The 22,015-nt window shown below is 40.3% G+C and carries 26 protein-coding genes; 12 read left to right on the top strand and 14 right to left on the bottom strand.

Features of this window, described 5'->3' with window-relative positions; genetic code table 11:
* Nucleotides 1-48: 48 nt before the first annotated feature.
* Nucleotides 49-423: a VOC family protein gene (locus AAEY57_RS15265; protein ID WP_350608166.1), complete on the top strand. Its 375-nt coding sequence runs from the start codon at nucleotides 49-51 to the stop codon at nucleotides 421-423.
* 119 nt (nucleotides 424-542) lie between these two features.
* Here the strand turns inward: AAEY57_RS15265 and AAEY57_RS15270 are convergent, their stop codons facing one another.
* The 5 genes from AAEY57_RS15270 to AAEY57_RS15290 form a co-directional block, all read right to left on the bottom strand.
* Entirely contained in the window at nucleotides 543-956 is a 414-nt protein-coding gene (locus AAEY57_RS15270) for a hypothetical protein (RefSeq protein WP_024603100.1), read from the bottom strand.
* A complete protein-coding gene (locus AAEY57_RS15275) occupies nucleotides 943-2,280 on the bottom strand; it encodes an ATP-binding protein (RefSeq protein WP_024603099.1) in 1,338 nt (445 codons plus the stop codon). The genes AAEY57_RS15270 and AAEY57_RS15275 overlap by 14 nt, the downstream gene beginning before the upstream one ends.
* Nucleotides 2,274-2,948 (bottom strand): response regulator transcription factor, encoded by a 675-nt coding sequence (locus AAEY57_RS15280; protein ID WP_008109187.1) that lies wholly within the window; start codon nucleotides 2,946-2,948, stop codon nucleotides 2,274-2,276. The genes AAEY57_RS15275 and AAEY57_RS15280 overlap by 7 nt, the downstream gene beginning before the upstream one ends.
* 3 nt (nucleotides 2,949-2,951) lie before the next feature.
* A complete protein-coding gene (locus AAEY57_RS15285) occupies nucleotides 2,952-3,212 on the bottom strand; it encodes a PepSY domain-containing protein (RefSeq protein WP_016900388.1) in 261 nt (86 codons plus the stop codon).
* A 163-nt stretch (nucleotides 3,213-3,375) separates the two neighbouring features.
* Entirely contained in the window at nucleotides 3,376-3,678 is a 303-nt protein-coding gene (locus tag AAEY57_RS15290) for a YciI family protein (protein ID WP_016900387.1), read from the bottom strand.
* Nucleotides 3,679-3,866: 188 nt separating this feature from the next.
* On the opposite strand from AAEY57_RS15290, the gene AAEY57_RS15295 reads away from it, so the two are divergent.
* Nucleotides 3,867-5,291 (top strand): sodium-dependent transporter, encoded by a 1,425-nt coding sequence (locus AAEY57_RS15295; RefSeq protein WP_013465088.1) that lies wholly within the window; start codon nucleotides 3,867-3,869, stop codon nucleotides 5,289-5,291.
* Between the two features lie 54 nt (nucleotides 5,292-5,345).
* On the opposite strand, the gene AAEY57_RS15300 is transcribed toward AAEY57_RS15295, so the two are convergent.
* A complete protein-coding gene (locus tag AAEY57_RS15300) occupies nucleotides 5,346-5,987 on the bottom strand; it encodes a CPBP family intramembrane glutamic endopeptidase (RefSeq protein ID WP_024603097.1) in 642 nt (213 codons plus the stop codon).
* A 231-nt stretch (nucleotides 5,988-6,218) separates the two neighbouring features.
* On the opposite strand from AAEY57_RS15300, the gene AAEY57_RS15305 reads away from it, so the two are divergent.
* Both AAEY57_RS15305 and AAEY57_RS15310 read left to right on the top strand, forming a co-directional pair.
* Nucleotides 6,219-6,488: an HU family DNA-binding protein gene (locus tag AAEY57_RS15305; RefSeq protein WP_036954530.1), complete on the top strand. Its 270-nt coding sequence runs from the start codon at nucleotides 6,219-6,221 to the stop codon at nucleotides 6,486-6,488.
* A 222-nt stretch (nucleotides 6,489-6,710) separates the two neighbouring features.
* Nucleotides 6,711-7,289: a type 1 glutamine amidotransferase domain-containing protein gene (locus tag AAEY57_RS15310; protein ID WP_013465085.1), complete on the top strand. Its 579-nt coding sequence runs from the start codon at nucleotides 6,711-6,713 to the stop codon at nucleotides 7,287-7,289.
* Between the two features lie 73 nt (nucleotides 7,290-7,362).
* Here the strand turns inward: AAEY57_RS15310 and trpA are convergent, their stop codons facing one another.
* From trpA to AAEY57_RS15340, 6 genes are read right to left on the bottom strand one after another with little or no spacing between them, the layout of a single operon-like run.
* Nucleotides 7,363-8,184, bottom strand: a complete 822-nt coding sequence (trpA, locus tag AAEY57_RS15315; RefSeq protein ID WP_028835137.1) for a tryptophan synthase subunit alpha — start codon at nucleotides 8,182-8,184, stop codon at nucleotides 7,363-7,365.
* Complete coding sequence (gene trpB, locus AAEY57_RS15320; RefSeq protein WP_010390233.1) at nucleotides 8,181-9,365, bottom strand: tryptophan synthase subunit beta; 1,185 nt, start codon at nucleotides 9,363-9,365, stop codon at nucleotides 8,181-8,183. Before trpB ends, trpA begins: the two co-directional genes overlap by 4 nt.
* A gap of 7 nt (nucleotides 9,366-9,372) precedes the next feature.
* Nucleotides 9,373-10,737: a bifunctional indole-3-glycerol-phosphate synthase TrpC/phosphoribosylanthranilate isomerase TrpF gene (gene trpCF, locus AAEY57_RS15325; protein ID WP_273002323.1), complete on the bottom strand. Its 1,365-nt coding sequence runs from the start codon at nucleotides 10,735-10,737 to the stop codon at nucleotides 9,373-9,375.
* On the bottom strand, nucleotides 10,730-11,767 hold the full coding sequence (gene trpD, locus AAEY57_RS15330; protein WP_273002321.1) for an anthranilate phosphoribosyltransferase: 1,038 nt from the start codon (nucleotides 11,765-11,767) through the stop codon (nucleotides 10,730-10,732). Before trpD ends, trpCF begins: the two co-directional genes overlap by 8 nt.
* Before the next feature lie 10 nt (nucleotides 11,768-11,777).
* A complete protein-coding gene (locus AAEY57_RS15335) occupies nucleotides 11,778-12,380 on the bottom strand; it encodes an aminodeoxychorismate/anthranilate synthase component II (protein WP_013465081.1) in 603 nt (200 codons plus the stop codon).
* A 1-nt stretch (nucleotide 12,381) separates the two neighbouring features.
* Nucleotides 12,382-13,950, bottom strand: coding sequence for an anthranilate synthase component 1 (locus AAEY57_RS15340; RefSeq protein ID WP_024603091.1), 1,569 nt, complete (start codon nucleotides 13,948-13,950; stop codon nucleotides 12,382-12,384).
* 445 nt (nucleotides 13,951-14,395) lie between these two features.
* Between AAEY57_RS15340 and rnm the strand changes: the two genes are divergently transcribed.
* The 5 genes from rnm to AAEY57_RS15365 all read left to right on the top strand — a co-directional run bounded on the left by rnm (nucleotide 14,396) and on the right by AAEY57_RS15365 (nucleotide 17,994).
* Entirely contained in the window at nucleotides 14,396-15,250 is an 855-nt protein-coding gene (gene rnm / locus AAEY57_RS15345; protein ID WP_024603090.1) for an RNase RNM, read from the top strand.
* Nucleotides 15,247-15,867 (top strand): L-threonylcarbamoyladenylate synthase, encoded by a 621-nt coding sequence (locus tag AAEY57_RS15350; protein WP_350608167.1) that lies wholly within the window; start codon nucleotides 15,247-15,249, stop codon nucleotides 15,865-15,867. Before rnm ends, AAEY57_RS15350 begins: the two co-directional genes overlap by 4 nt.
* 2 nt (nucleotides 15,868-15,869) lie before the next feature.
* A complete protein-coding gene (locus AAEY57_RS15355; RefSeq protein WP_350608168.1) occupies nucleotides 15,870-16,712 on the top strand; it encodes a segregation and condensation protein A in 843 nt (280 codons plus the stop codon).
* Nucleotides 16,713-16,859: 147 nt separating this feature from the next.
* On the top strand, nucleotides 16,860-17,411 hold the full coding sequence (locus tag AAEY57_RS15360) for a cytochrome b (RefSeq protein ID WP_024603087.1): 552 nt from the start codon (nucleotides 16,860-16,862) through the stop codon (nucleotides 17,409-17,411).
* 1 nt (nucleotide 17,412) lies between these two features.
* Nucleotides 17,413-17,994: a YceI family protein gene (locus AAEY57_RS15365; RefSeq protein ID WP_013465075.1), complete on the top strand. Its 582-nt coding sequence runs from the start codon at nucleotides 17,413-17,415 to the stop codon at nucleotides 17,992-17,994.
* A gap of 50 nt (nucleotides 17,995-18,044) precedes the next feature.
* Here AAEY57_RS15365 and AAEY57_RS15370 read toward each other — a convergent pair whose 3' ends face one another.
* Together AAEY57_RS15370 and AAEY57_RS15375 are read right to left on the bottom strand one after the other, a co-directional pair.
* On the bottom strand, nucleotides 18,045-18,878 hold the full coding sequence (locus tag AAEY57_RS15370) for a transporter substrate-binding domain-containing protein (protein ID WP_036954547.1): 834 nt from the start codon (nucleotides 18,876-18,878) through the stop codon (nucleotides 18,045-18,047).
* Between the two features lie 122 nt (nucleotides 18,879-19,000).
* Nucleotides 19,001-19,168 carry a hypothetical protein gene (locus AAEY57_RS15375; RefSeq protein ID WP_007375427.1) on the bottom strand — a complete coding sequence of 56 codons (168 nt, stop codon included), beginning with the start codon at nucleotides 19,166-19,168 and terminating at the stop codon, nucleotides 19,001-19,003.
* Between the two features lie 413 nt (nucleotides 19,169-19,581).
* On the opposite strand from AAEY57_RS15375, the gene AAEY57_RS15380 reads away from it, so the two are divergent.
* Genes AAEY57_RS15380 through AAEY57_RS15390 form a run of 3 tightly spaced genes read left to right on the top strand, consistent with a single transcriptional unit; the run spans nucleotide 19,582 to nucleotide 21,947 of the window.
* Entirely contained in the window at nucleotides 19,582-20,517 is a 936-nt protein-coding gene (locus AAEY57_RS15380; RefSeq protein ID WP_350608169.1) for an acetoacetate decarboxylase family protein, read from the top strand.
* A 20-nt stretch (nucleotides 20,518-20,537) separates the two neighbouring features.
* Nucleotides 20,538-21,653 (top strand): NAD(P)-binding protein, encoded by a 1,116-nt coding sequence (locus AAEY57_RS15385; protein ID WP_350608170.1) that lies wholly within the window; start codon nucleotides 20,538-20,540, stop codon nucleotides 21,651-21,653.
* Between the two features lie 6 nt (nucleotides 21,654-21,659).
* Nucleotides 21,660-21,947: a hypothetical protein gene (locus tag AAEY57_RS15390; protein ID WP_350608171.1), complete on the top strand. Its 288-nt coding sequence runs from the start codon at nucleotides 21,660-21,662 to the stop codon at nucleotides 21,945-21,947.
* The last annotated feature ends 68 nt before the right edge of the window (nucleotides 21,948-22,015 follow it).

The following is a 22,015-nucleotide window of genomic DNA, read 5'->3' on the forward strand; positions in this document are numbered from 1 at the left end:
TTTACTGAGGTCTACTGACAGACAAAAAAGTGATCGGCTTGAATGGTATTGAGCGATCGGCATCATGGTATTACGCATCAAAATAATAAAATTAACTATATTGAAATTCCTGCACAAAATATTGCAGCTACAAAGGCTTTCTTCAGTACGGTGTTTGGCTGGTCATTTGTAGATTATGGCCCAGAATATTGTAGTTTTACCGCGCAAGGGGTTGATGGTGGTTTCTTTAAATCTGATTTAGTTGTTTCTACTAAAAACGGAAGCCCGTTAATTGTGTTATACAGTAATGACCTTGAAGCGACTCAAAATAAAATTGAAAAAGCAGGAGGCAAAATAATTAAGCCTACATTTTCATTTCCCGGTGGTAGACGATTTCACTTTAGCGATCCTAGTGGAAATGAATTTGCGGTATGGTCAGAGTAATCACATTTCAAACTATATAACTACAAAAATGCAGTCTTTAAGGCTGCACTTCCCAAAACACCAATAAACTATTCACTTAATTACCAAGCCACAACATAAATCGCTTCCCTATGAGCTAATTAAAGAGACGTTTTAAGCTGCTGAATAAATTGCTCGGTCATGGCTATTTCACACTCTTTGTAGGTAACAACGGCTTGTTGTGCATTAGGTTGTTTTAGCATGTAGCGCCATTGGCAGCTTCTTTGAATGTAGTTGTCTTTAGCGTTAATGCTTAGCTTAAATAATGACAAAATTTGGGTGTTGCCGGTTTCGCTTTCTAATGCAGATAGTTCAAAGGTACGCTTTTGGATCCAGCTATCTTGTTCTTGCTGTACTCTATTTAGTTTGGCATCTAAACATTGTGTATATGCTTTGATTTGTTCGGGTAGGGCGTTTTTTTCAAGTGTGCATTCAAGCGGCGCTGCAACGCTTGGAAAAGCCCAAGCAAATAACAGAGCTAGAGTAAAAAAAAGGATATAGTTATTTTTTTTCATGGTAATTAAACTCGAGAATAAATTTTGCGCCGCCCAAACGTTGCGAGTGAGAAATAGTTAACAACCCGTGATACGACTTCACCAAGTCAGATACAATCGCCATGCCAACACCATGGCCACTTTCGTAAGTATCAAGGCGAGTACCGCGTTGAAGCAATGACTCGCGTTTGTCTGGTTGAATACCCGGGCCGTCATCACAAATACTAATGCTAAGTGTTTTAGCTTGTGAAACGTCAATACTTACTTGGGAGCGACAGGCTTTGCAGGCATTATCTATTAAGTTACCTAATAACTCCATTAAATCGGTTTTATCGCCTAAAAAGTAATCTTTATCACTCACTTTGCAATTAAATATGATGTCTTTATCGCGATAAACCTTACCCATTGCACTTAAGATAGAGTCGATAACCGGTTTGATGGGAGTTTGCTTTTTCCATGTATCGGAAGCCCCAGTAGCAGCACGTTTTAATTGGTGCTCGATCATCACATTAATTCGGTCAAGTTGTTCTTGTGCGTCGGCATCGTTGGCCAGTGGGCTTGATTTTAATACAGCTAACGGCGTTTTAAGTGCATGTGCTAAATCACTGAGTGAGGCTCTGTAGCGCTCTTTTTGGCGCTGCTGCGACTCTAACAATAGGTTGAGGTCGGCTTTTATTGTTTGTAGTTCAACGGGGTATAAGCCTTTAATTTCTTGAATATCGCCTGATTCAATAGCTTTTATTTCTTTATCTAGGCGCTGCAGCGGCCTTGCACTCCAAATAAAACCAATAGCCATTAACCCTGCAATGGCAATGCCCATTATAAACATCCAATCGACTAAGGTTTGTTTAAACCCGTCCATTAAACGCAGTAGGGCATCGTTGCGTTTTAATAAAATAAATCGTGCTTGTTCTGACTGGTCAATATTATTAAGAATGACCGTTAAGCTTAACTGCCAATAGGCGGTGTTGTTATAAACCACGCGTCTAAAATCTGCGGCACCGGCTTTGGGCTCTATATATTGGGGAACAAAGTTAACGTTAACCGCCGACTCAGAATGCCAAATAGGCACATCGTCACGGTAAATCATGGCATAAGTATCAGAATTTAAGTTGTTGAGTTCGGGGGTTAAAATAGAGCTGGGCATAATAATACCACGCTCTGTAAAATCAACCTCGGAGATGAGTGAATACAGGTGCGCTTCGAGGTTTTTTTCGGTGGCATCAACAAGTGACGCGTAATACGCCTTACCTATGGAGTAAAACAAAATGGGTAAGGCGACTAATAAAACAAAGACAAGGATAAATCCTTGCCTTATTTTTAACGAAATTTGCGGTGCTACCACTGGCTTTTAAGCCTGTAACCACGCCCACGTAGTGTTTCTACTGGGTTAAGCACACCGTCTGGGTCGAGCTTTTTACGTAAACGCAATACAAACACTTCAATGACGTTTGAATCAAGATCGAAATCTTGGTCATAAATATGTTCTGTTAACTCAGACTTTGAAATTACTTTTTGCGGGTTAACCATTAAGTATTCAAGTACTTTATATTCGTATGCGGTTAAGCTTAGCTCTTTGTCGTTTACCCACACTTGTTGTGAACGCGTATGAATTTTAATAGGGCCGGCTGTCATTTCTGGGTTTGCTTTACCTGCACTTCGACGAATAAGCGCATTACAGCGAGCAATGAGTTCTTCAACATGAAATGGCTTAGTTAGGTAGTCGTCAGCGCCCGCATCGAGGCCTTCAACTTTGTCTTGCCAGCGATCGCGCGCCGTTAAAATTAAAATAGGGATAGTGATCCCTTGGGCGCGGGCTTTGTTTATAAGCTCTATACCATCTATTTTAGGCAGGCCTAAATCAACCACTGCCATGTCTAAAGGGTATTCTGTTATATGAAAAAGGCCCGCTTCGCCATCGTGACATAAATCAACACTGTAACGCTCTTTTTCTAATGCATTGCGCAGATTATCTGCCAAATGTAAATCATCTTCTATTACTAAAATTCGCATTGGTTAATCCTTTTTCACTTCGCCAGTTTTTTTGTTTATCTTCAAATCGACGACGTGGCCGTCAGCTTTTAAAATTCGTACTGTATAAAATTGTGTTTCTTCTGAAATTTTTAATGTTGTACCGTCTGTGGTTTGTTTTGCAAGTATTACTGCTTTCTTTTTGCTTATCTCAATTTTATCGGGTGTGCTGTTAGTATTATTTGCATGGGCAACATTAGCCAAACAAAAAACAGCAATTAAATTGAGTGTTAATAATACACGCATTACGAAACTCCTAGAACATACCTGCTTAGCCTAAAAAACTAAGCCACTAAAATTTAATTACTCTATTGAGTATTTAAATTTTTATAAGACAAAGTCTAATTAAAAATGAGTGAACAAACCCTGAATTACTGGTTGCAGTTAAACAAGGGAACTCACGTTAATGTTAAGCAGGGAACACTTTTTTGAATGGTTTAACAATTGAGTTTTCATATACGCCACCCGCAACATAAGGATCATCTGCGGCCCATTCTCTGGCATCTTCTAAAGAGTTAAATTCAGCAATCACTAAAGAGCCAGTAAAGCCCGCATCTTGAGGGTCTTCACTATCAACCGCTGGAAGGGGTCCGGCTGTTAATAGTCGACCTTCGTTTTCTAGCGTTTGTAAACGTGCTAAATGAGCAGGGCGAGCAGCTTTTCTGTGCTCTAAGCTGTTCTGGACGTCCGTTGAATAAATCATATACAACATAAAAATACTCTCAAAACTTGTTAAATTTAATTAACTGCATACTAGCATAGCGTTGATAAATGGTGAATTAAAAGTGTTTATGGCGATGTTTACAGCAAGAATGTTTTTTTACGCGGTAATTGCTTGAAAAGCGTTGTGTAACACTGGTAGAGTCCCTTGGATAAGATAAATAATAACAAGGTTATTACATGAGTGAAAATAGAGAGCACTTTAGCTCCCGCTTAGGATTTATATTAGCAGCGGCGGGTTCTGCTGTGGGCATTGGTAACTTAGTAGGCTTTCCAGTTTCTGCGACTAAGAATGGCGGTGGTGCATTTTTGCTCGTCTATGCTTTGTTCGTCGCATTCATTTGTTTACCCGTCATGATGGCCGAAATGGCTATGGGTCGCCACGCACAAAAAGATCCTCTTGGTGCATACAAAGCGTTAGCCAATAACGATAAGAAATGGAAGTTTGCTGGCTTTTTAGCCGTGTTAACGCCATTTATGATTGCCGTTTTTTACATGGTGATCACGGTGTGGATTTTTGGTTACTTAAGCCAAACCGCATTTGGTAATTTGGATAAGTTGGCAAACCCTGGGCACTTTGATGAGTTTATTAACAGCTACACGGTGTTTGGCTACATGGCACTGGTTGTGGTGATTGTTAACTTAATATTGGTCGGTGGCGTAAAAGATGGCATAGAAAAAGCGGCTAAATTTTTGATGCCGGCGTTATTTGTCATGCTTATTATATTAGTGGGTTATGTACTCACCCTTGATAACGCAATGGCGGGTGTGAAGTACTATATTATTCCTGATTTTAGTAAAATGAATGCCAGTGTTCTTAATGGCGCATTGAGCCAAGCGTTTTTCTCATTGTCGTTAGGTATGGGTATTTTAATTACGTATGCCTCTTACATTTCTAAAAAAGATGACATTGTGGGCAGTGCGAAAATGGTTGCCATTACCGACTCATTAGTTGCCTTTGTTGCAGGCTTAATGGTGTTACCGGCTATTTTTAGCTTTGACCCAAATACCGATCCAACAAAGTTATCTGACTCGTCAGTTTCAATGATTTTTGTGTACTTACCAAAAATCTTATTAGCGTTACAACACGATATTGGCTATTTTGGTGCCTCTGCAGTGGCGTTTATTTTCTTTTTGCTGGTATTTTTTGCTGCAATTACATCGTTGGTATCAATTGTAGAAGTGCCGACTGCCACACTCAGCGACCGTAAAGGCATTAGCCGTAAAAAAGCGCTAGGCATACTTACCTTATCAACCGGTGTGTTAACCATTATGTGTATTATGTCGTTTGGTATGATTGACAGCCTAACTACCTTCACTAGCTACGGCAGTGGTAACAAGAGCTTTTTTGATATTGTATATGACGTGTTCTACGACACTATTTTACCACTCAATGGTTTAATGGTGTGTTTGTTCGTAATGTATAAATGGAAGAAGGTTCGTTTAAGTGAAGAGCTAAGACAAGGTTCGCCTAATTATGCGAATAGCTTTATGGAAAAGTACGTTAACTTTTCACTACAAACATTTATCCCAGCGATTTTACTGCTTATTTTTGTAAATACCGTTGCGACCAAGTTTTTTAATATCAGTATTTTTGGTTTTTAATTAAAAACTAATTTAATAAAGCCGCGCATGTCGCGGCTTTTTTATTGCGGTTAGTTAATTCAGTGCACCCGAATCTAAGTAGTCACCAATCCCTAGGGTAAACATCCAAATGCCCCATAAGCTGTGCTCAATAACACAGGCAAAAGTTGAGCGGCTTTGCGCGTAGGTATAGGCAAATAGTAAGCCACCGACAAACGCTAAACTAACAGCTATCCAATTGGCGTAAATAATATGTGCCAATGCAAATACACTGGCGCTAATAATAATGCGCAACCATTTACTGGGCATAATGCGCTTATAGCGATGAAAAAAGTAGGTTCTAAATATTAACTCTTGGGGGATCACCGACAACAAAGGGTAGAGCAACAATAGCATCAGCCAATCGGTGAGGTTTTCACGCGGTAAAGTAAACCAGTGTCCTTGGTAGAGTAGGTTATAAAACACCCCTGAAAATAATGCGCCAATAAAGAAAAAGCTAAACATACGGCGCTTCACAGCAGAAAACTGCCCCATACTGGTTAATCTAAAGCGCTTAAAGTGAATGTCGTTTAGCAGCAGCATACAGCACACACTCATTAAAATGATCAGTGCTGGAATAAGCCAGTTAGATAAATACTGGCGAATATTAAAGCCAATTAAAGGCAGGATGATAAAAATAAAGGTAAATTCAAACCAGCGGTATTGATTAGCGTTCACGTTTGCTCACGGTGATTTTTATTTCATCTTAGCAAGCGATTAAGTCATCTTTATGACTATAAAACAGCCAAGCTGATTATATTTAAACCCAATGACTTTCACTAAGCCCCTTAGCCCTTGGTTAAGGTTGACTTACCCCCTTGTAACCCTTAGCCTGCCTGCTTTTATTTTTACATCATTGTATTGCCACGCTAGTTGGCTAAAGCCAGCGCGTGTATTTAGGAGCAAAAAATGAATAAGGCAGAACTTGTTACAGCCATGGCACACACAAGCGAGTTAACAAAAAAAGACGCACAAGCAGCGTTAACCAGCTTACAAAAGGTGATTACCAAATCATTGTCTGAAGGCGATCAGGTACAAATATCCGGTTTTGGCACTTTTGCATTAAGTTATTACCCAGCCCGTACAGGTCGTAATCCACAAACCGGCGAAGCAATAGAAATAGAAGGGGCTAATAAAGCCGTATTTAAGCCAGCCAAAGCGTTAAAAGACAGCCTTTAATTGTCAATGCCTGTAAGGGAGTTTTGTTATTCAAACAAAGCATGTACCTTGCAGGCTATTTTTATTATTACTAAGTGGCTGTGTAGTATCTGCAACCACTGTAAATAATTTACATAGCACTCTCATCTCTTTATATAAAACGCCAATATTATCAGTATTTTATTTTTGGTATGTGATATGCAAACCTCTCTGTGTATCAAAAAATAAGATAAGGAGTATTTAATGAGTAATTTACATAGCAGCACCCGTTTACAAGGTAAAAAAATTGCCATTTTAGCCACCGATGGATTTGAACAAAGCGAGCTACTTTCGCCGCAAAGCGCATTACTAGAGGCGGGCGCCGATATTGAGGTGGTGTCTATTAAAGAAGGGCAGATCACTGGTTGGAATAAAGATAATTGGGGTGAAAAAGTAACCGTTGATAAATTAGCTGCCGATGCCAATGCTGCCGACTACGATGCACTTTTACTGCCGGGTGGTTTGTTTAATCCCGATAGCTTACGTCAAAATACAGATGCCAAAGCGTTTGTTGATGGCTTTTTTGGAGCTAAGAAAAACAAACCCGTGGCCGCTATTTGCCACGCGCCGTGGTTATTAGCTGAAATTAATAAGCTCAGAGATAAAAAAGTGACTTCTTTCCCTAGTATTAAAAGCGATTTAATTAACGCCGGAGCTCATTGGGTAGATCAAGAAGTGTGTGTTGATAACGGCTTAGTCACTAGCCGCAGCCCTGCAGATTTAGATGCATTTAATGCAAAATTTATTGAAGAAATACTCGAAGGTAAGCACCAAGCGCATTAGCTGTGGGCTTTTAAATAGAAAAGGGCATATTACATGCCCTTTTTTATTGATAATGATAAAACACAGCTTGCTATTAAAGTGCAGTAGCGGCTTTCATATCGCTTACAAATGTTTTTAGCTGCGTGGTCATTGCATCTAAATCATCTAAGTTTGCTTCAATAATTTTTACCACAGCAGAGCCCGAAATAGCCCCCGCAGCACCGGCTTTAAGTGCCGCTTTTACATCTTCAGGCGTTGAAATACCAAAGCCTAATAATGCAGGTGCACTGTGGTACTCTTGTAAGCGCGTAACCACATGGGTTGCTGGCATTTGTGCTTTGGTGTCTGTACCTGTTACCCCAGCACGAGAAAGCAAGTAGGTGTAGCCACGGCCGTATGATGCACATTCACGCAGGGTATCGTCACTGGCGTTCGGTGTAGCGATAAAAATCGGGTCGATACCATTGGCCATGGCGGCTTTTCTAAACATTTTAGACTCATGTAATGGCACATCAGCCACTAAAATAGAGTCAACACCCACTGCTTTTGCATCGGTGTAAAACTTTTCTAAGCCACGTTTAAATATTAAGTTTGAATATAATAACAAACCAATTGGAATGTCGGCGTTATATTCACGGATCTCTTTAATAATATCAAAGCAGTCTTGCGTATTAATATGCACGTTTAAGGCACGAATATTGGCTTTTTGAATGACAGGGCCATCGGCAATCGGGTCGGAAAAAGGAATACCTAATTCAAGCCCGTCAGCACCGCCATCAATTAAGCTTTTAATAATTTCGATGCTTTGCGCTTTACCTGGATCGCCAATGGTTACAAACGGTACAAAAGCACCCTGGTTTTGCTCTTTAAGCGCGGCAAACATTTGTCCATAACGGTCAGTTTTTACGTGGCTCATAGTTGACCTTCCTCTGATAATACCTTGTGTACGTGGGCTAAGTCTTTGTCGCCACGACCACTTAAATTAATAACAATGATACTGTCTTGCGTTTGCTCTTCTGCATATTCGAGGGCATAGGCTAGCGCATGACTTGATTCAAGCGCAGGAATAATCCCTTCGTGTTTAGCTAATGCTTGAAAGGCATCAAGTGCTTTGGTATCGGTAATACCGACATATTGAGCACGGCCAGTTTCGTGCAAAAAGGCATGTTGAGGGCCAACTGCGGGGTAATCTAGTCCCGCCGATACAGAGTAAGACTCTTCAATTTGGCCATCTGTATTTTGCATAATATAAGTGTAAGTACCGTGCAAAATACCTTTTGTTCCTTTACAGATGGTTGCGCCATGTTCGTGCGTGTCTAACCCTTTACCTGCAGGTTCAACGCCAATGAGTTTAACGCTTGGCTCATCAATAAAATCGGTAAACATACCAATTGCGTTAGACCCACCACCTACACACGCAATAACCGCATCAGGCAAACGGCCTTCGGCTTTAAGTACTTGTTGTTTTGCTTCTTCACCAATAATTTTTTGATATTCACGTACAATAGTCGGGAATGGGTGAGGACCCGCTGCAGTACCTAAAAGGTAATGAGCCTCTTGATAATTGGCAGACCAATCACGCAGTGCCTCGTTAACCGCATCTTTTAATGTACCCGAGCCTGCGGTTACCGGAATAACTTCAGCGCCCATTAGCTTCATTCTAAATACATTTGGTTGTTGGCGTTCAACATCTTTTGCACCCATATAAATGCGGCATTTTAGTCCAAGTAACGCACAGGCAAGTGCCGTTGCAACGCCATGTTGGCCGGCGCCTGTTTCAGCAATCACTTCCTTTTTACCCATACGTTTGGTAAGCAGTGCTTGGCCTAAAACTTGGTTTGTTTTGTGCGCACCACCGTGGAGTAAATCTTCACGCTTTAAGTACAGTTTTACTTTTGGGTTTTTAACTAAGTTACGCGTTAAAGTAAGCGGGGTAGGACGACCCGCATACTCGTTAAGTAATTTGCTTAGCTCTGCCTGAAATTCAGGATCTTTTTGTGCTTTATTAAATTCGTTTTCTAACTGCTTAAGCGCAGGGACAAGCAGTTCGGGTACAAACATACCGCCAAACTCGCCAAAATAAGCTGGATTTTGCATTTTAACCTCAATAATTTCTGATACTTGTAAAAGCATGATGTAGTTTGTTTGCACACTTTTTACCTGGAGACTCTTCAACACCTGAATTTAAATCAAGCCCAAGAGCACCTTGAAAAAGTGCATCGCTAATATTGTCTGGGTTTAAGCCGCCAGCAAGCATAAATGGGGTCGTGGCATCGCGAAGTACCGACCAATCAAATGTTTTGCCTGTGCCGCCAGCCTGTGAATCACTGTGGGTGTCGTATAAATGGCGATCGGCTCCTGTAATAGGTTGAGGCAAAGCATCTTTGATGGCCTGTGCTTTCCATATTTCACAATGATGTGGTAGTTCATTACGTAACGATGCAATGTAATGTTCATCTTCTTGGCCATGTAATTGAACAGCAGACAGTTTTAGTTGTTTAGCGTGCTCAGCAACCTCTGCTATGGCGGCATTAACAAACACCCCAACAAATTTTAAAGGGGCACTTTGGCTGATTTCTTTGGCGCAATCTAAATCGACAAAGCGCGGTGATTTTGGATAAAAAATTAATCCGCCATAAAGTGCACCGTTGTCGTAAGCCGCAATGGCATCTTGATTACGGGTTAATCCACAAACCTTGTTTTCGCCTAGAATTACGCGGCGACACGCTTGTAATAAATCAGCCTCAGCCATTAATGAGCTGCCAATTAAGAAACCATTACACAAAGGCGCTAAACGCTTTACATCTTGATGGGTATAAATACCTGACTCTGAAATAACCACTTTATCGTTAGGAATAAGCTTACGTAGTCGTTCGGTTGTGGCTAAGTCGGTGCTTAAATCGCGCAAGTCACGATTATTAATCCCAATTATTTGTGCATTGAGTGCCAGTGCACGATGCACTTCTTCTTCGTTACTCACCTCAGTTAGTACCGACATATTTAACGAATCGGCGACGGCATGCAGCGCTTTATACTGCTCATCGTCAAGCACTGATAGCATCAGTAAAATAGCGTCACCACCATAAATACGTGCCATGTAAACTTGGTATTCATCAATAAAAAAGTCTTTACAAATAAGTGGCTGCTCTACTTGGCTGCGCACAAACTCAAGGTAATCAAAGCTACCCTGAAAGTACTTTTCGTCAGTTAATACACTCATACAAGTGGCATACTGCTTGTACGCTTGGGTGATTTCTGTTAAATCAAACGGCTGACGAATTAACCCTTTAGAAGGCGATGCCTTTTTGCACTCTAAAATAAACTGCGTGCCAGGTGCTGCTAACGCTTGATAAAAGCTACGCTCAGTCGGTTCAGCTTGATGCTTAAAGCTCTCAAGTGGGCGTGCCGCTTTGCGTTCAATGAGTTCTATTTTTTTATCGGCAATAATTTTGTCTAATACATTAGCCATGACTTACCTCAATAATTGCATTTAGTGTGTCCATGGCCTTGCCTGAACGTAATAATGAGTGTGTTATTTGTGCACCTTGTTTTAACGATTGTGCTTGGCCAGTTAAGTACAGCAATGCAGCAACGTTAACAATAATAGCGGCGTTATGTGCCTCGCTACCTTTGCCCTGTAAAATGGCAAGGCTGGCGTTTGCATTGTATTGTGGGCCTTCACCGGCTAATTGTTCAAGTGAATAGTTTGCAAGGTCAAAATCACTAGGGTTGAGTGTGTATTGGGTGATTTTGCCGTTATCCAGCTCAACAACCTGTGTTGGGCCATGCAAGGCAATTTCGTCGGTGCCAGAGCCGTGAACTATCATAGCGCGTTTAGTGCCCAGAGTATGAAGAGTTTGCGCCATAGGTAGGCACAAAGATTCATCGTATACCCCGAGTAATTGAACATCTGGGGCAGCAGGATTAGCTAGCGGCCCAAGAATATTAAAAATAGTACGGGTTTTTAAAGTGGTTCTAACGTTCATCGCATGGCGCACGCCGCTGTGATAGTGCGGTGCAAATAAAAAGGTAAAATTTGTATGTTCAAGGCATTTAGCCGCTTGCGTGGGAGTCATATCAATATTGATCCCCAAGGCTTTGAGTAAATCAGCAGACCCCGAGTTACTCGATACACTGCGATTGCCATGTTTTACCATATTAACACCGGCAGCGGCTGCCACAATTGCCGCGGTTGTACTGATATTGATAGTGTTTGAACCATCGCCACCGGTACCACAGCTATCGGCAAGTTGAGTTTTAATGGTTGTAAATGCCATGGCGTTTTCACGCATTGAGGCCGCAGCACCAGCGATTTCATCGCTTATTTCACCTTTCATTTTAAGGCTAATTAACAGTGCAGAGAGCTCAATATCGCTCATATTCCCTTGCATTATTTGATCAAAAAGTGTTTTTGCTTGTGCATAGCTCAATGATTGCTTGGCAATAACGTGCTCAATAGCCTGTTGAACATTAAGCGAGTTTTGTAATTGTGTAGTCATAATGTTCCCTTTATTTGGCACGCGTTAAATAAGCAACGCTTTGCTGCAGCAGCATAGCGCCATTGGGCGTTAAAATAGATTCTGGGTGGAATTGATAACCCAGTGCAGTGTCTTGATGATGATAAATAGCCATTGGAATATCTTGATACTTTGCAATAACCGCTAAGTTATCAGGCACTTTTGTGGCCATTAATGAGTGATAACGGGCCACTGGCATAGTGCTGCCCATCCCATTAAACACCGGATGATCGTCTAACTCAATAATTGATGACTTACCATGTACGGTTTCACCAGCATGACCGATTACTCCGCCGTAACTTTGTGTTAGTGCTTGTTGGCCTAAACAAATGCCCAGCATCGGGAACTTACCTTTGCACAGGCTAATTAATTCCATTAGGCAGCCCGCATCACTCGGTGCCCCTGGGCCTGGCGATAAAACCAATAATACCTGCTTATGCTCTGCCTGCATTTTGTTGAATATTACTTCAGCGCTAATGTTATTTCTGTAAACAACTAACTCAGCACCTAGCATTGTTAGTTCATCAACAAGGTTATAGCTAAATGAGTCAAAGTTATCTAAAAAGTAAATTTTAATAGGGTGTGCTTCACTCATTTTATACAGCCTCATATGTCGATTTAATCGCGGTGATCACCGCCTGTGCTTTAGCGCGGGTTTCGTTAGCCTCTGACATTGGGTCTGAATCAAACACAACCCCAGCGCCAGCTTGCACATAAGCAATATTATTTTTAACAAAGGCGGCACGAATAACAATACAGCTGTCCATTGCACCATCACCAGTTAAATAGCCAACTGCGCCGCCATAACTGCCGCGGCGTTTTCCTTCGGTTTGGCGCACAAGCTCTGCAGCTCTTACCTTTGGCGCGCCCACTAATGTGCCCATGTTCATACAGGCTTGATAAGCATGTAGGGCATCTAGTTCGGGTTTTAATTTCCCCACCACGCGCGACACTAAGTGCATTACTTGTGAGTAACGGTCTACTTTTAATAGCTCTTTGGCATGGCGCGTACCCGGCACGCTAATGCGGGCCACATCATTACGCGCTAAATCAACTAGCATTAAATGCTCTGCACGTTCTTTTTGATCGTTTCTAAGCTCAAGCTCAATACGGCTATCTAAATCAGGGTTGATTTGTCCATTAGCAAATTTGCCGCGAGGGCGTGTGCCGGCAATCGGATAAACCTCGACCTGTTGAGACTGAACTTCGTATTTAAGCGCGGACTCAGGAGATGCGCCAAATAATGAGAAATCTTCATCGCGCATATAAAACATGTACGGACTAGGGTTTTGTTTTTTTAGCTGGCTGTAGGCATGTAAAGAGTCAGGACAGGGTAGTGAGAAGGTACGAGAAGGCACCACTTGAAAAATATCGCCATCGACTATGTGTCGCTTGAGCTTAATTACTTGCTGGCAGTATTGCTCATCACTAATATCAACACTCACTGGGCAGTCGCCAGTTTGGCTTGGTGCGCTAAAATCAGCAGCGTGGTCGCATAATGTATCCAAGTGCTCTAATTGTTTGCCTACTTCAAAGCAGTTTGCATGTACATCAGGGCCATTAAATACGTTACCAATTAATTCCGTTGTTTGTTTTTGATGATCAATAACAACCAGTGTTTCTGCTAAATAAAAAACATAGTCTGGACAGGTGTTTTCCCCGTCGGGTACATCGGTTAGCTGTTCAAAATTAGCCACCATGTCGTAGGCAAATACACCGCCTAAAAACACCGAGAATGGATTGTTAGTGGTACTTTTGATGCTATTTAAACAGGTGCGTAATGCGCTAAAAGCGTTATCTGCAATCAGCTTACTGGCTTGGTCAATGGTGTCATCTGCTGGGTGATACTCCAGTGTTAGTGTGGTATCGGATAACTGTGATGCGCAGTTTTTTACATTAGCTTGTAAATAACTGAGTAACTGCTGCCCGTTATTTGATTGTGCTGTTACGCTCACTTGGTTGCCTTGGCAGACAATACGCAGTGCACAATCAACGAGTATTAAGCTTTTTACGCTATCTTTAGAATCTATCTCTGCAGATTCAAGTAATAGTGAGTTAGGTTTATCAAGTGCGGCATACAATGCAAGTGGGCTACTTATGTAGTCTCGTACTTGCGTTATGCTGGTCACTTCACCTGGTGTTGTTGTTATATGACTAAAAATCAAACCTCATCCCCTAAAAAAAATAAAACCCCGCAATGCTAAGCAGTGCGGGGTTTGAATAACGATGTCTAAATTATAGATAGACCATTACCGTCCCGCTATGCCAGGCGCCACCACCAATGATGTGTAAGAGTGTTTACGTTATTCATGTTTTTAATTCCTGTTAATCTTTTATTGCAAAATTTAGTGATAAAAAAACCCGCATGGTAGCGGGTTAGAATTTTTTGTTTAGACACGACAATTCATCACCCTTGATTTTAAGAGTGCCACCACCAAATGATGTTGTGAATTGTATTTTTCATTGTTGTTAATTCTTTAATGTCTAAAAGTGGCTACAGTAAAACGTATCAACTGCTTTTGTGTCAAGTGTTTATTTAAAACAATTTAGTTAAAAAACTTGTTATACTGGGTGAAACACCGTTAAACCCTAAATTTAAGTAGTTTTCATTTGATAAAATACGACCTACATAGTCACACCACGCACTCAGACGGCCATTTAACCGTTGAGGAATTATTAGCGCGAGCAGTCGATAAAAATATTGATGTATTTGCCATTACCGATCACGATACGGTGGCTGCTATTGAACCTGCACAGGCTTTTATCAAACGTGAAAACTTGCCGCTTAAACTTATTAACGGGGTTGAAATATCAACCAAGTGGGAAAGTTTTGAAATTCATATTGTTGGACTAAATATTGATACCAACGATAGTACCTTGCATACACTACTGAGCGAGCAGCAGCAAAAACGTGAAACTCGCGCAATAGAGATTGGCCATCGACTAAATAAAAACGGATTCGATGGTATTTACCAACAAGCTCGCGAGCTGGCCGATAATGCACAAATTACTCGCGCTCACTTTGCCAGAGCATTGATTGAGCGTGGTGTAGCTAAAAACTTTCCTGGGGTATTTAAAAAGTATTTAGGGCGAGGTAAAACTGGTTACGTGCCAAGTAATTGGTGTGATATGCAAACAGCTATTGCGGCGATTCATGCCGCAGGTGGGGTGGCCGTTTTAGCGCACCCAAGTAGCTATAAAATGTCGAACAAGTGGCTACGTAAATTGTTAGTGGAATTTAAATCAGTAGGCGGAGATGCAATGGAAGTTGCGCAGCCGCAGCAGGCGCCAAGTGAACGTCAGTTTTTAGGGCTATTGAGCCAAGAATACGAACTACTTTGCTCACAAGGCTCTGATTTTCATTTTCCGACTAGCTATTTAGAACTTGGAAAAAATTTATACTTACCTAAAGATTGCCAAGGGGTTTGGCAAACATGGGAAAAGCACGAAGGAGTTGCATTATGAGTCAATTATTTCATATACATCCAGATAATCCACAGCCTAGATTAATTTCTCAAGCTGTTGATATTATTAAACAAGGCGGCGTAGTTGTGTATCCTACAGATTCAGGATACGCGATAGGCTGTAATTTAGGTAATAAGCAAGCTAAAGAGCGCATTGAACGTATTCGTGGTATTGAAAAACATCACAATTTTACTTTGGTATGCCGTGATTTATCTGAGCTGTCTACTTATGCGCGTGTTGATAACCAAATGTTTAGGCTTATTAAAAATAATACCCCAGGGCCTTACACGTTTATTTTTAAAGGTACAAAAGAAGTGCCTAAGCGGTTATTAAACGACAAGAAAAAAACCATAGGCATACGTGTTATAGAGCACCCAATAGCGTGTGCTTTATTAGCTGAGCTGGGTGAGCCCTTAATGTCGTGCTCACTTATTTTACCGGGCGAAGAGTTTACTCAAGCTGATCCCGATGACATTTTAGAGCGCCTTGATAAACAAGTGGATTTAATTATTCATGGTGGGTATTTACCTGAGCAGGCGACCACAGTGATTGATTTATCAGAAGATGATATTCAAATTCTTCGTGTTGGTTGCGGTGATACGGCTCCATTTGAATAACAATGAAACAGTCTGAGACGCTATCATCAACGCCAACACCTGATATGCCAGTGCAGCAAAAGCTCCCTCTGGCTTTTTTACATGGTAAAGCCGTTGTTGATAAACCCGAAGATTTATATATCCCGCCTGATGCCCTTGAAGTTATTTTAGAAACCTTTGAAGGGCCTTTGGATCTGCTGCTTTATTTAATTAAAAAGCATAAGCTAGATGTTCTTGAGTTGTCTATTTTTAGCATTACTGAGCAGTATGTTAAATATGTAGAAATGATGAGCGAGTTCCAGCTAGAACTCGCTGGTGAATATTTAGTAATGGCGGCATTGCTGGCACAAATTAAATCGCGGCTGTTACTGCCTGTTCATGAAGAGTTAGAAGAAGAAGACGATCCTCGTGCCGAACTTATAAAACGCTTACAAGAGTACGAACAATTTAAAAAAGCGGCCGAAAATATAGACAGCCTACCTCGTGTTGGCCGCGATATCTTTATAGCGCAGGCAAGCGTGCCCGAATTAGCAGAAAAAAATCAGCCATTACCTGACCTTGCCATTAAAGACTTATTGTTGGCTTTAAGTGATGTGATGGCGCGTGCAAAAACATTCGAGCATCATTTAATTAGCGCTGAAAGCCTTTCAACGCGTGAACGTATGAGCTTGATTTTAAATACCTTATCCCAATCAAAAACGCCTGTTGCGTTTACTCAATTATTTACCTTTGAAGAGGGACGCAGTGGGGTTGTTGTTAGTTTTATCGCCATGTTGGAACTAATAAAAGAGGGCCTGATTGCCTGCTTACAGGTTGAACCTGATAGCCAAATATACGTGTCTCTTAACGAGTCAGCTGCTAGCTAATTCCTTCTCAACATCATTTGCAATTATACTAATCTTATACATTTTACTGTGCGTATATGCACGATGAGTGTTTGCATATGCTATTTTAATCACCACTTAATCATTATATCGTAGTGTTATTACTAAATAAGAGATTGGCAGTAGGGAATGTTTAAAAACTCAAAAACCAGCTATGGCGTGGTGGCTATATTTTTACACTGGCTGATGGCGCTGACCGTGTTTGGTCTGTTTGGTTTAGGTTTATATATGGTTGAGCTGACTTATTATGATAGTTGGTATAAAGGATCATTAGACCTACACAAAAGCATTGGCCTTAGCTTAGCAGCGGTTTTTGTTTTTAGGCTGTTATGGCGACACTTTAGTGTTAAACCAAGTCCGATTGGCAGTAACAAGCAGTTAAATCAATTAGCCCAAACAGCACATATTTTAATGTATCTGTTTTTACTGATCATTATGGTGTCAGGGTATTTAATTTCGACGGCTGATGGACGACCCATAGAAGTATTTGGCTTTTTTTATGTAAAAGCTATCGACTTTGCGTTTGATTCTCAGGCTGATATAGCCGGGCAAATCCATTTCTATAGCGCATGCTTATTAATTGGATTTGTAGTATTGCACGTGTTAGGTGCGCTAAAACATCACTTTATCGATAAAGATAAAACATTAATTAGAATGATCACATTACAAAAGGATGATTAAAATGAAAAAATTATTTTTAACTTCAGCGTTATCAGCAGCGATGTTTATGACAGCGACCACTGCGAATGCCGCAGATTATGTTATTGACACAAAAGGTGCGCATGCTTTTGTAAACTTTAAGATTAAACATTTAGGCTACAGCTGGCTGCACGGTCGTTTTAATACCTTTGATGGCAAATTTAACTACGATGCTAAAAATCCAAATGCGTCTCAAATTAGTGTAAATATTGATACGGCAAGCCTAGATTCAAATCACGCAGAACGTGATAAACACTTACGTGGTAGTGACTTTTTAAACGTAAGCAAATACCCACAGGCAAGCTTTAAGAGTACAGCGATTAAGTTTGACGAAGACGGTGAAGAAGCCACAGTAACCGGTGACTTTACTCTACACGGTGTTACGAAGACAATTACCTTTGAAATAGATAAAATTGGTGAAGGTAAAGATCCATGGGGTGGTTACCGTGTTGGTTTTGAAGGAGAAACTAGCTTAAAACTGGCCGACTACGGTATTGACTATAACTTAGGCCCAGCATCTACCCATGTTGATATTGGTTTATTTATTGAAGGTATTCGCCAGTAAGACTATTTTAAAAAAGCTAAGCGCTAATTAGTAACACGCTTAGCTTTTTATTATTGTAAATGTGCTTCTAATTTGGGTTTTAAATGACTTGGTAACCACCGAGTTAATATCTGTTTATAGTCTTCAGTCTGCTTAATCAGTTTGAGTTGTTGATTAAGCGTAGCAATATCCTCTGCACCTTGCTCGTTTTTAGTACAGCCAATGTAACCGTAACTTATTTCTGGTGCTTCAGTGAGCATCCGCTGGGTTAAATTATCAGTAAAGCCCATTGTTTTTGCTAAATAATAATGCTCACTTGGGTAACCTAATAAAATATCAATTCTTTTAAGGTTAAGCATATATGTTAGCGTACTTAGGGTATCGCGGGTTGGTCGAATGACCAGATTTATACCGGGTGTGGTGTTGATTATTTTATCAATTTCACTGCCATAGGAGCGATTCATAGATACACCTAAGGTAAGCTTTTTATTAACTAATAAATTGGTTAATGACACCGGTTTAGCGTCTTCAATCTCTAGCGCACTACTTAGCTTGGTATGCATGGCAATTGATGGCGAAAGCCCTGCTGTAGAGCTTTGATGTGTGAAATAAACACGCTCTTCGCGGTATTTATTCTTATAGAGCGACAAAGCACAGGCATTAGACTGCAGGTTTGCGAGTTCCTGAATCACTTTACCTGAGGGGATGATCACTCTTTCAAAGGTAATATGCGGCAGCTGCTGTTCTAAAAGCGAAATAATACTTTCGTCACGACCTTGGGATTTGTTCGGCCCGCTTATAATGTAGTAGGGCGCAAAATCATGTGTTAACCATTTTATTGTTCTGGCATTACACTTTGTGCTTAAAAATACACAGACTAACAGTATTAACCACGAAAACCGCATTTGCACTACAACGAATAAATAAACAAGGATTTAAGTGTAGTCAATAATACACCAAAAAGTAAAATGCCAGCTTTACGCTGGCATTTAGATTTATTTATAAGTGTTTAACTTATCAATAATAATTAGCTGGCTTTGAGCCACTTTACAAATTGACGTGCATCACTTGCTTTTTGAAACAATGCATTTTTCAAACCTTGTGTATCGCTAAAGATTACACGATGTTTGTTAACCGAAATTGATTGCACTGGATGTGCTATTTGGATCATAGATCCGTTATATTTGTATGACATAATAAAACTCACTTTATTTTTGTTATTTATTCTGGGCTTTTTCTTAAAGCACATTACAGATGATAAATAATCTAATTGTGTTTAGCTTCATTACAGTGTTGACGATCTTTATGACACTTTTACGATGATATTAAAAATAAATCATCAAGGTATTAATAGGGGTTCTCGCCGTACAATAACTTAGCTTTTGAATATACGTTTTGCGGGGCTTACTGGATCAGGGTAAAGAGGTTAACCGCTAGGGCTTTTTATAGCCAAGCTGACATACTACTTCACAACATTTTACTTTGCAAGCAATTTATTAAAATACTTTGAATCGCGTGGAATTCACATATAGCCATAAATATTAATTCGCAAAGGTCAACAGACCCGAATATATCTGACTATACTCAGTTTTTAACTGAGGGGGTCAAATGAGCTCACTATCTACGCCATATCAACATTTTTTATCTAATCCAATAGCAAAGCCGCCTTGTCGTATGCACAATGCGAATATGTATGGCTTTTTTGCTGAGGTAGAATTAGCTAAATCACAAAGATATATTGATTCAACGCTAAACGTAGGCGTTAAAGGGAATATTCGTTTTAAAATACTTGGCGAGTTTGCACTTATTACATTTACAGATATTGAAAAAATAGCCTCAATGACACCGCCTTTCGATCAGCATGGTTGGATGCAAGAAACAGATATTATCATCTGGTTGCCTGTCGCTAAAGTTGAAGATGAGGATATAACCTACCTATATTGGTATCCTGCATTTATCTGCGTTAATAACATTTATGCACTCATAAATGGTCGCGAAACGTGGGGCTATAATAAATATTTATGTGATTACATTATGCCCGAGTGTGTAACTGAGCTTTCGAATTTTTCACTATCTTTAGAATGCTTTGATCATTTTTCGCCTGAATCAAAGCTGCAAATGCATGAGTTATTTACAATTACAATAAACTCTCAGGGGCACGAAAATGACTTTTTCTCTGTCCTAGATGATTTTGGCGAGCAAGTAGCAAATTTGTTTTCTCGTAAACATTTAGGCATTGATTTGTCATTATTAAAGCAGCTATTGAGTGGGTTTGTTAATCCACAAATGGATCAAATATTGTTTAAGCAATTTCCCGATGGCAGTAGTGATTCAGCGGTATACCAAAGCGTAATGCACTCACCCTCTATGATTAAAAAAATACATCGCTTTAAATTTCTGAAACCTGAGTTTACGTTACATCTTAATAAATTAGATATTTTCCCCCTTGCCGATATGTTTGGTCTGAAGTTAGGTAGTCAAGCGCTGCACTTACCATTTTATGTTCAAATGGATTTTGACCAGTTAGCCGCAACTAAGATTTAAATTGCTGAGAAGGATTTATCATGGGCCAAGAAAAAATTGTGATAATTGGTGGCGGTGTATCGGCTATGACTGCTGCACTGTATTTAACCGAGCAGCGTGATTGGCAACAGCATCGAACTATTACTGTATACCAACAAGGTTGGCGTTTAGGTGGTAAAGGCGCAAGTGGCCGTAATACGGCTCGTGGGCAGCGTATTGAAGAGCATGGCTTGCATGTATGGTTTGGTGCTTATGTAAATAGCTTTAAAACTATAGAAACGGTTTACACTCAGTTACAACGCCCAGTCGATTCACCTTTATCTACATGGCAGCAAGCTTTAAAGCCGCATAGTTTTATAGCACTAGAAGAATATATTAATGAACAATGGCAAACATGGCCAATAGATTTCCCCTTATTACCTGGAAATCCTGCGGAGGGTAGTTTGGATATTACGCCATGGGACTTTATTAAAATGACCCTAGCTTGGCTAAAAAAGTGGATACTGGATTTACAATTAGCCGCAAAAAAAGCCAATAAAAATATAAAACTGAGCACAAAAAAATCTCGTGATCAGTCTTTATTACGCCATTTACATCAACAAATAGCGGACTTGGTTGATGATACAGAGGAAACTTGGCAACACTTTGCTGATGATATAAAACAATACTCAAGTGAAATAGCCTCTACTCCCAGCTTATTAATAAGTAAATTAAATCAGTTTGCTCACGCTGACAATACATTAAAACCCCAAGTACAAGAGAAAAAAGATGGCCTTGTCATTTGGTATATAGTTAGAAAACTAAAGCGTTGGCTAAATAGCGAAATGATTGAGTTATTAGACAATAATGCGCAGCTTAGACGATTATATATTTGTGCAGACCTTGCTATTGCAATGTTGGTTGGCCTGGTCAAAGACAAAGTATATCGAGATAGGTTTGGGGTCATAAACAAATTTGATTTTAGAAAGTGGCTGATAAGAAATGGGGCAAATGAGCATTACAGCGCTAGTTCTGCGCCAATACGGGGATTTTATGATTTAGTATTTGCTTACGCTGATGGAGACATCAGTAAGCCTAATGTTGAAGCCGGGGTTGCATCACTAGCTATGTTACGTATTGCGCTGTGTTATCGCGGTGGCGTCATGTGGAAAATGTAAGCGGGGATGGGCGATGTCATTTTTGCTCCACTGTATGAGCTACTAAAAAAAAGAGGGGTTAAGTTTGAATATTTCCATCAATTGCAAAACCTGGAACCCAGCCTAAATGAGCAGGGTGAACGTTTTGTTGAGGTAATTAAGTTACAGCAACAAGTTACTTTGAAATCAGATGCTGAATATCAACCACTTGTTGATGTGAAAAAACTACCTTGTTGGCCAAGTGAGCCGCTTTATGCGCAAATTAATAGTGAACAAGCCGCACTATTAAAACAGCATAATATTAATTTAACCTGAATCTCGTTTAAGAAAATTGAACTAAATGCCTGTTCCGAGATCCGATCTTTCGACCAAGAACGATTGGA

It is taken from the genome of Pseudoalteromonas sp. MER144-MNA-CIBAN-0113 (genome assembly GCF_040308965.1).
In the GTDB taxonomy this organism is placed as follows: domain Bacteria; phylum Pseudomonadota; class Gammaproteobacteria; order Enterobacterales; family Alteromonadaceae; genus Pseudoalteromonas; species Pseudoalteromonas tetraodonis.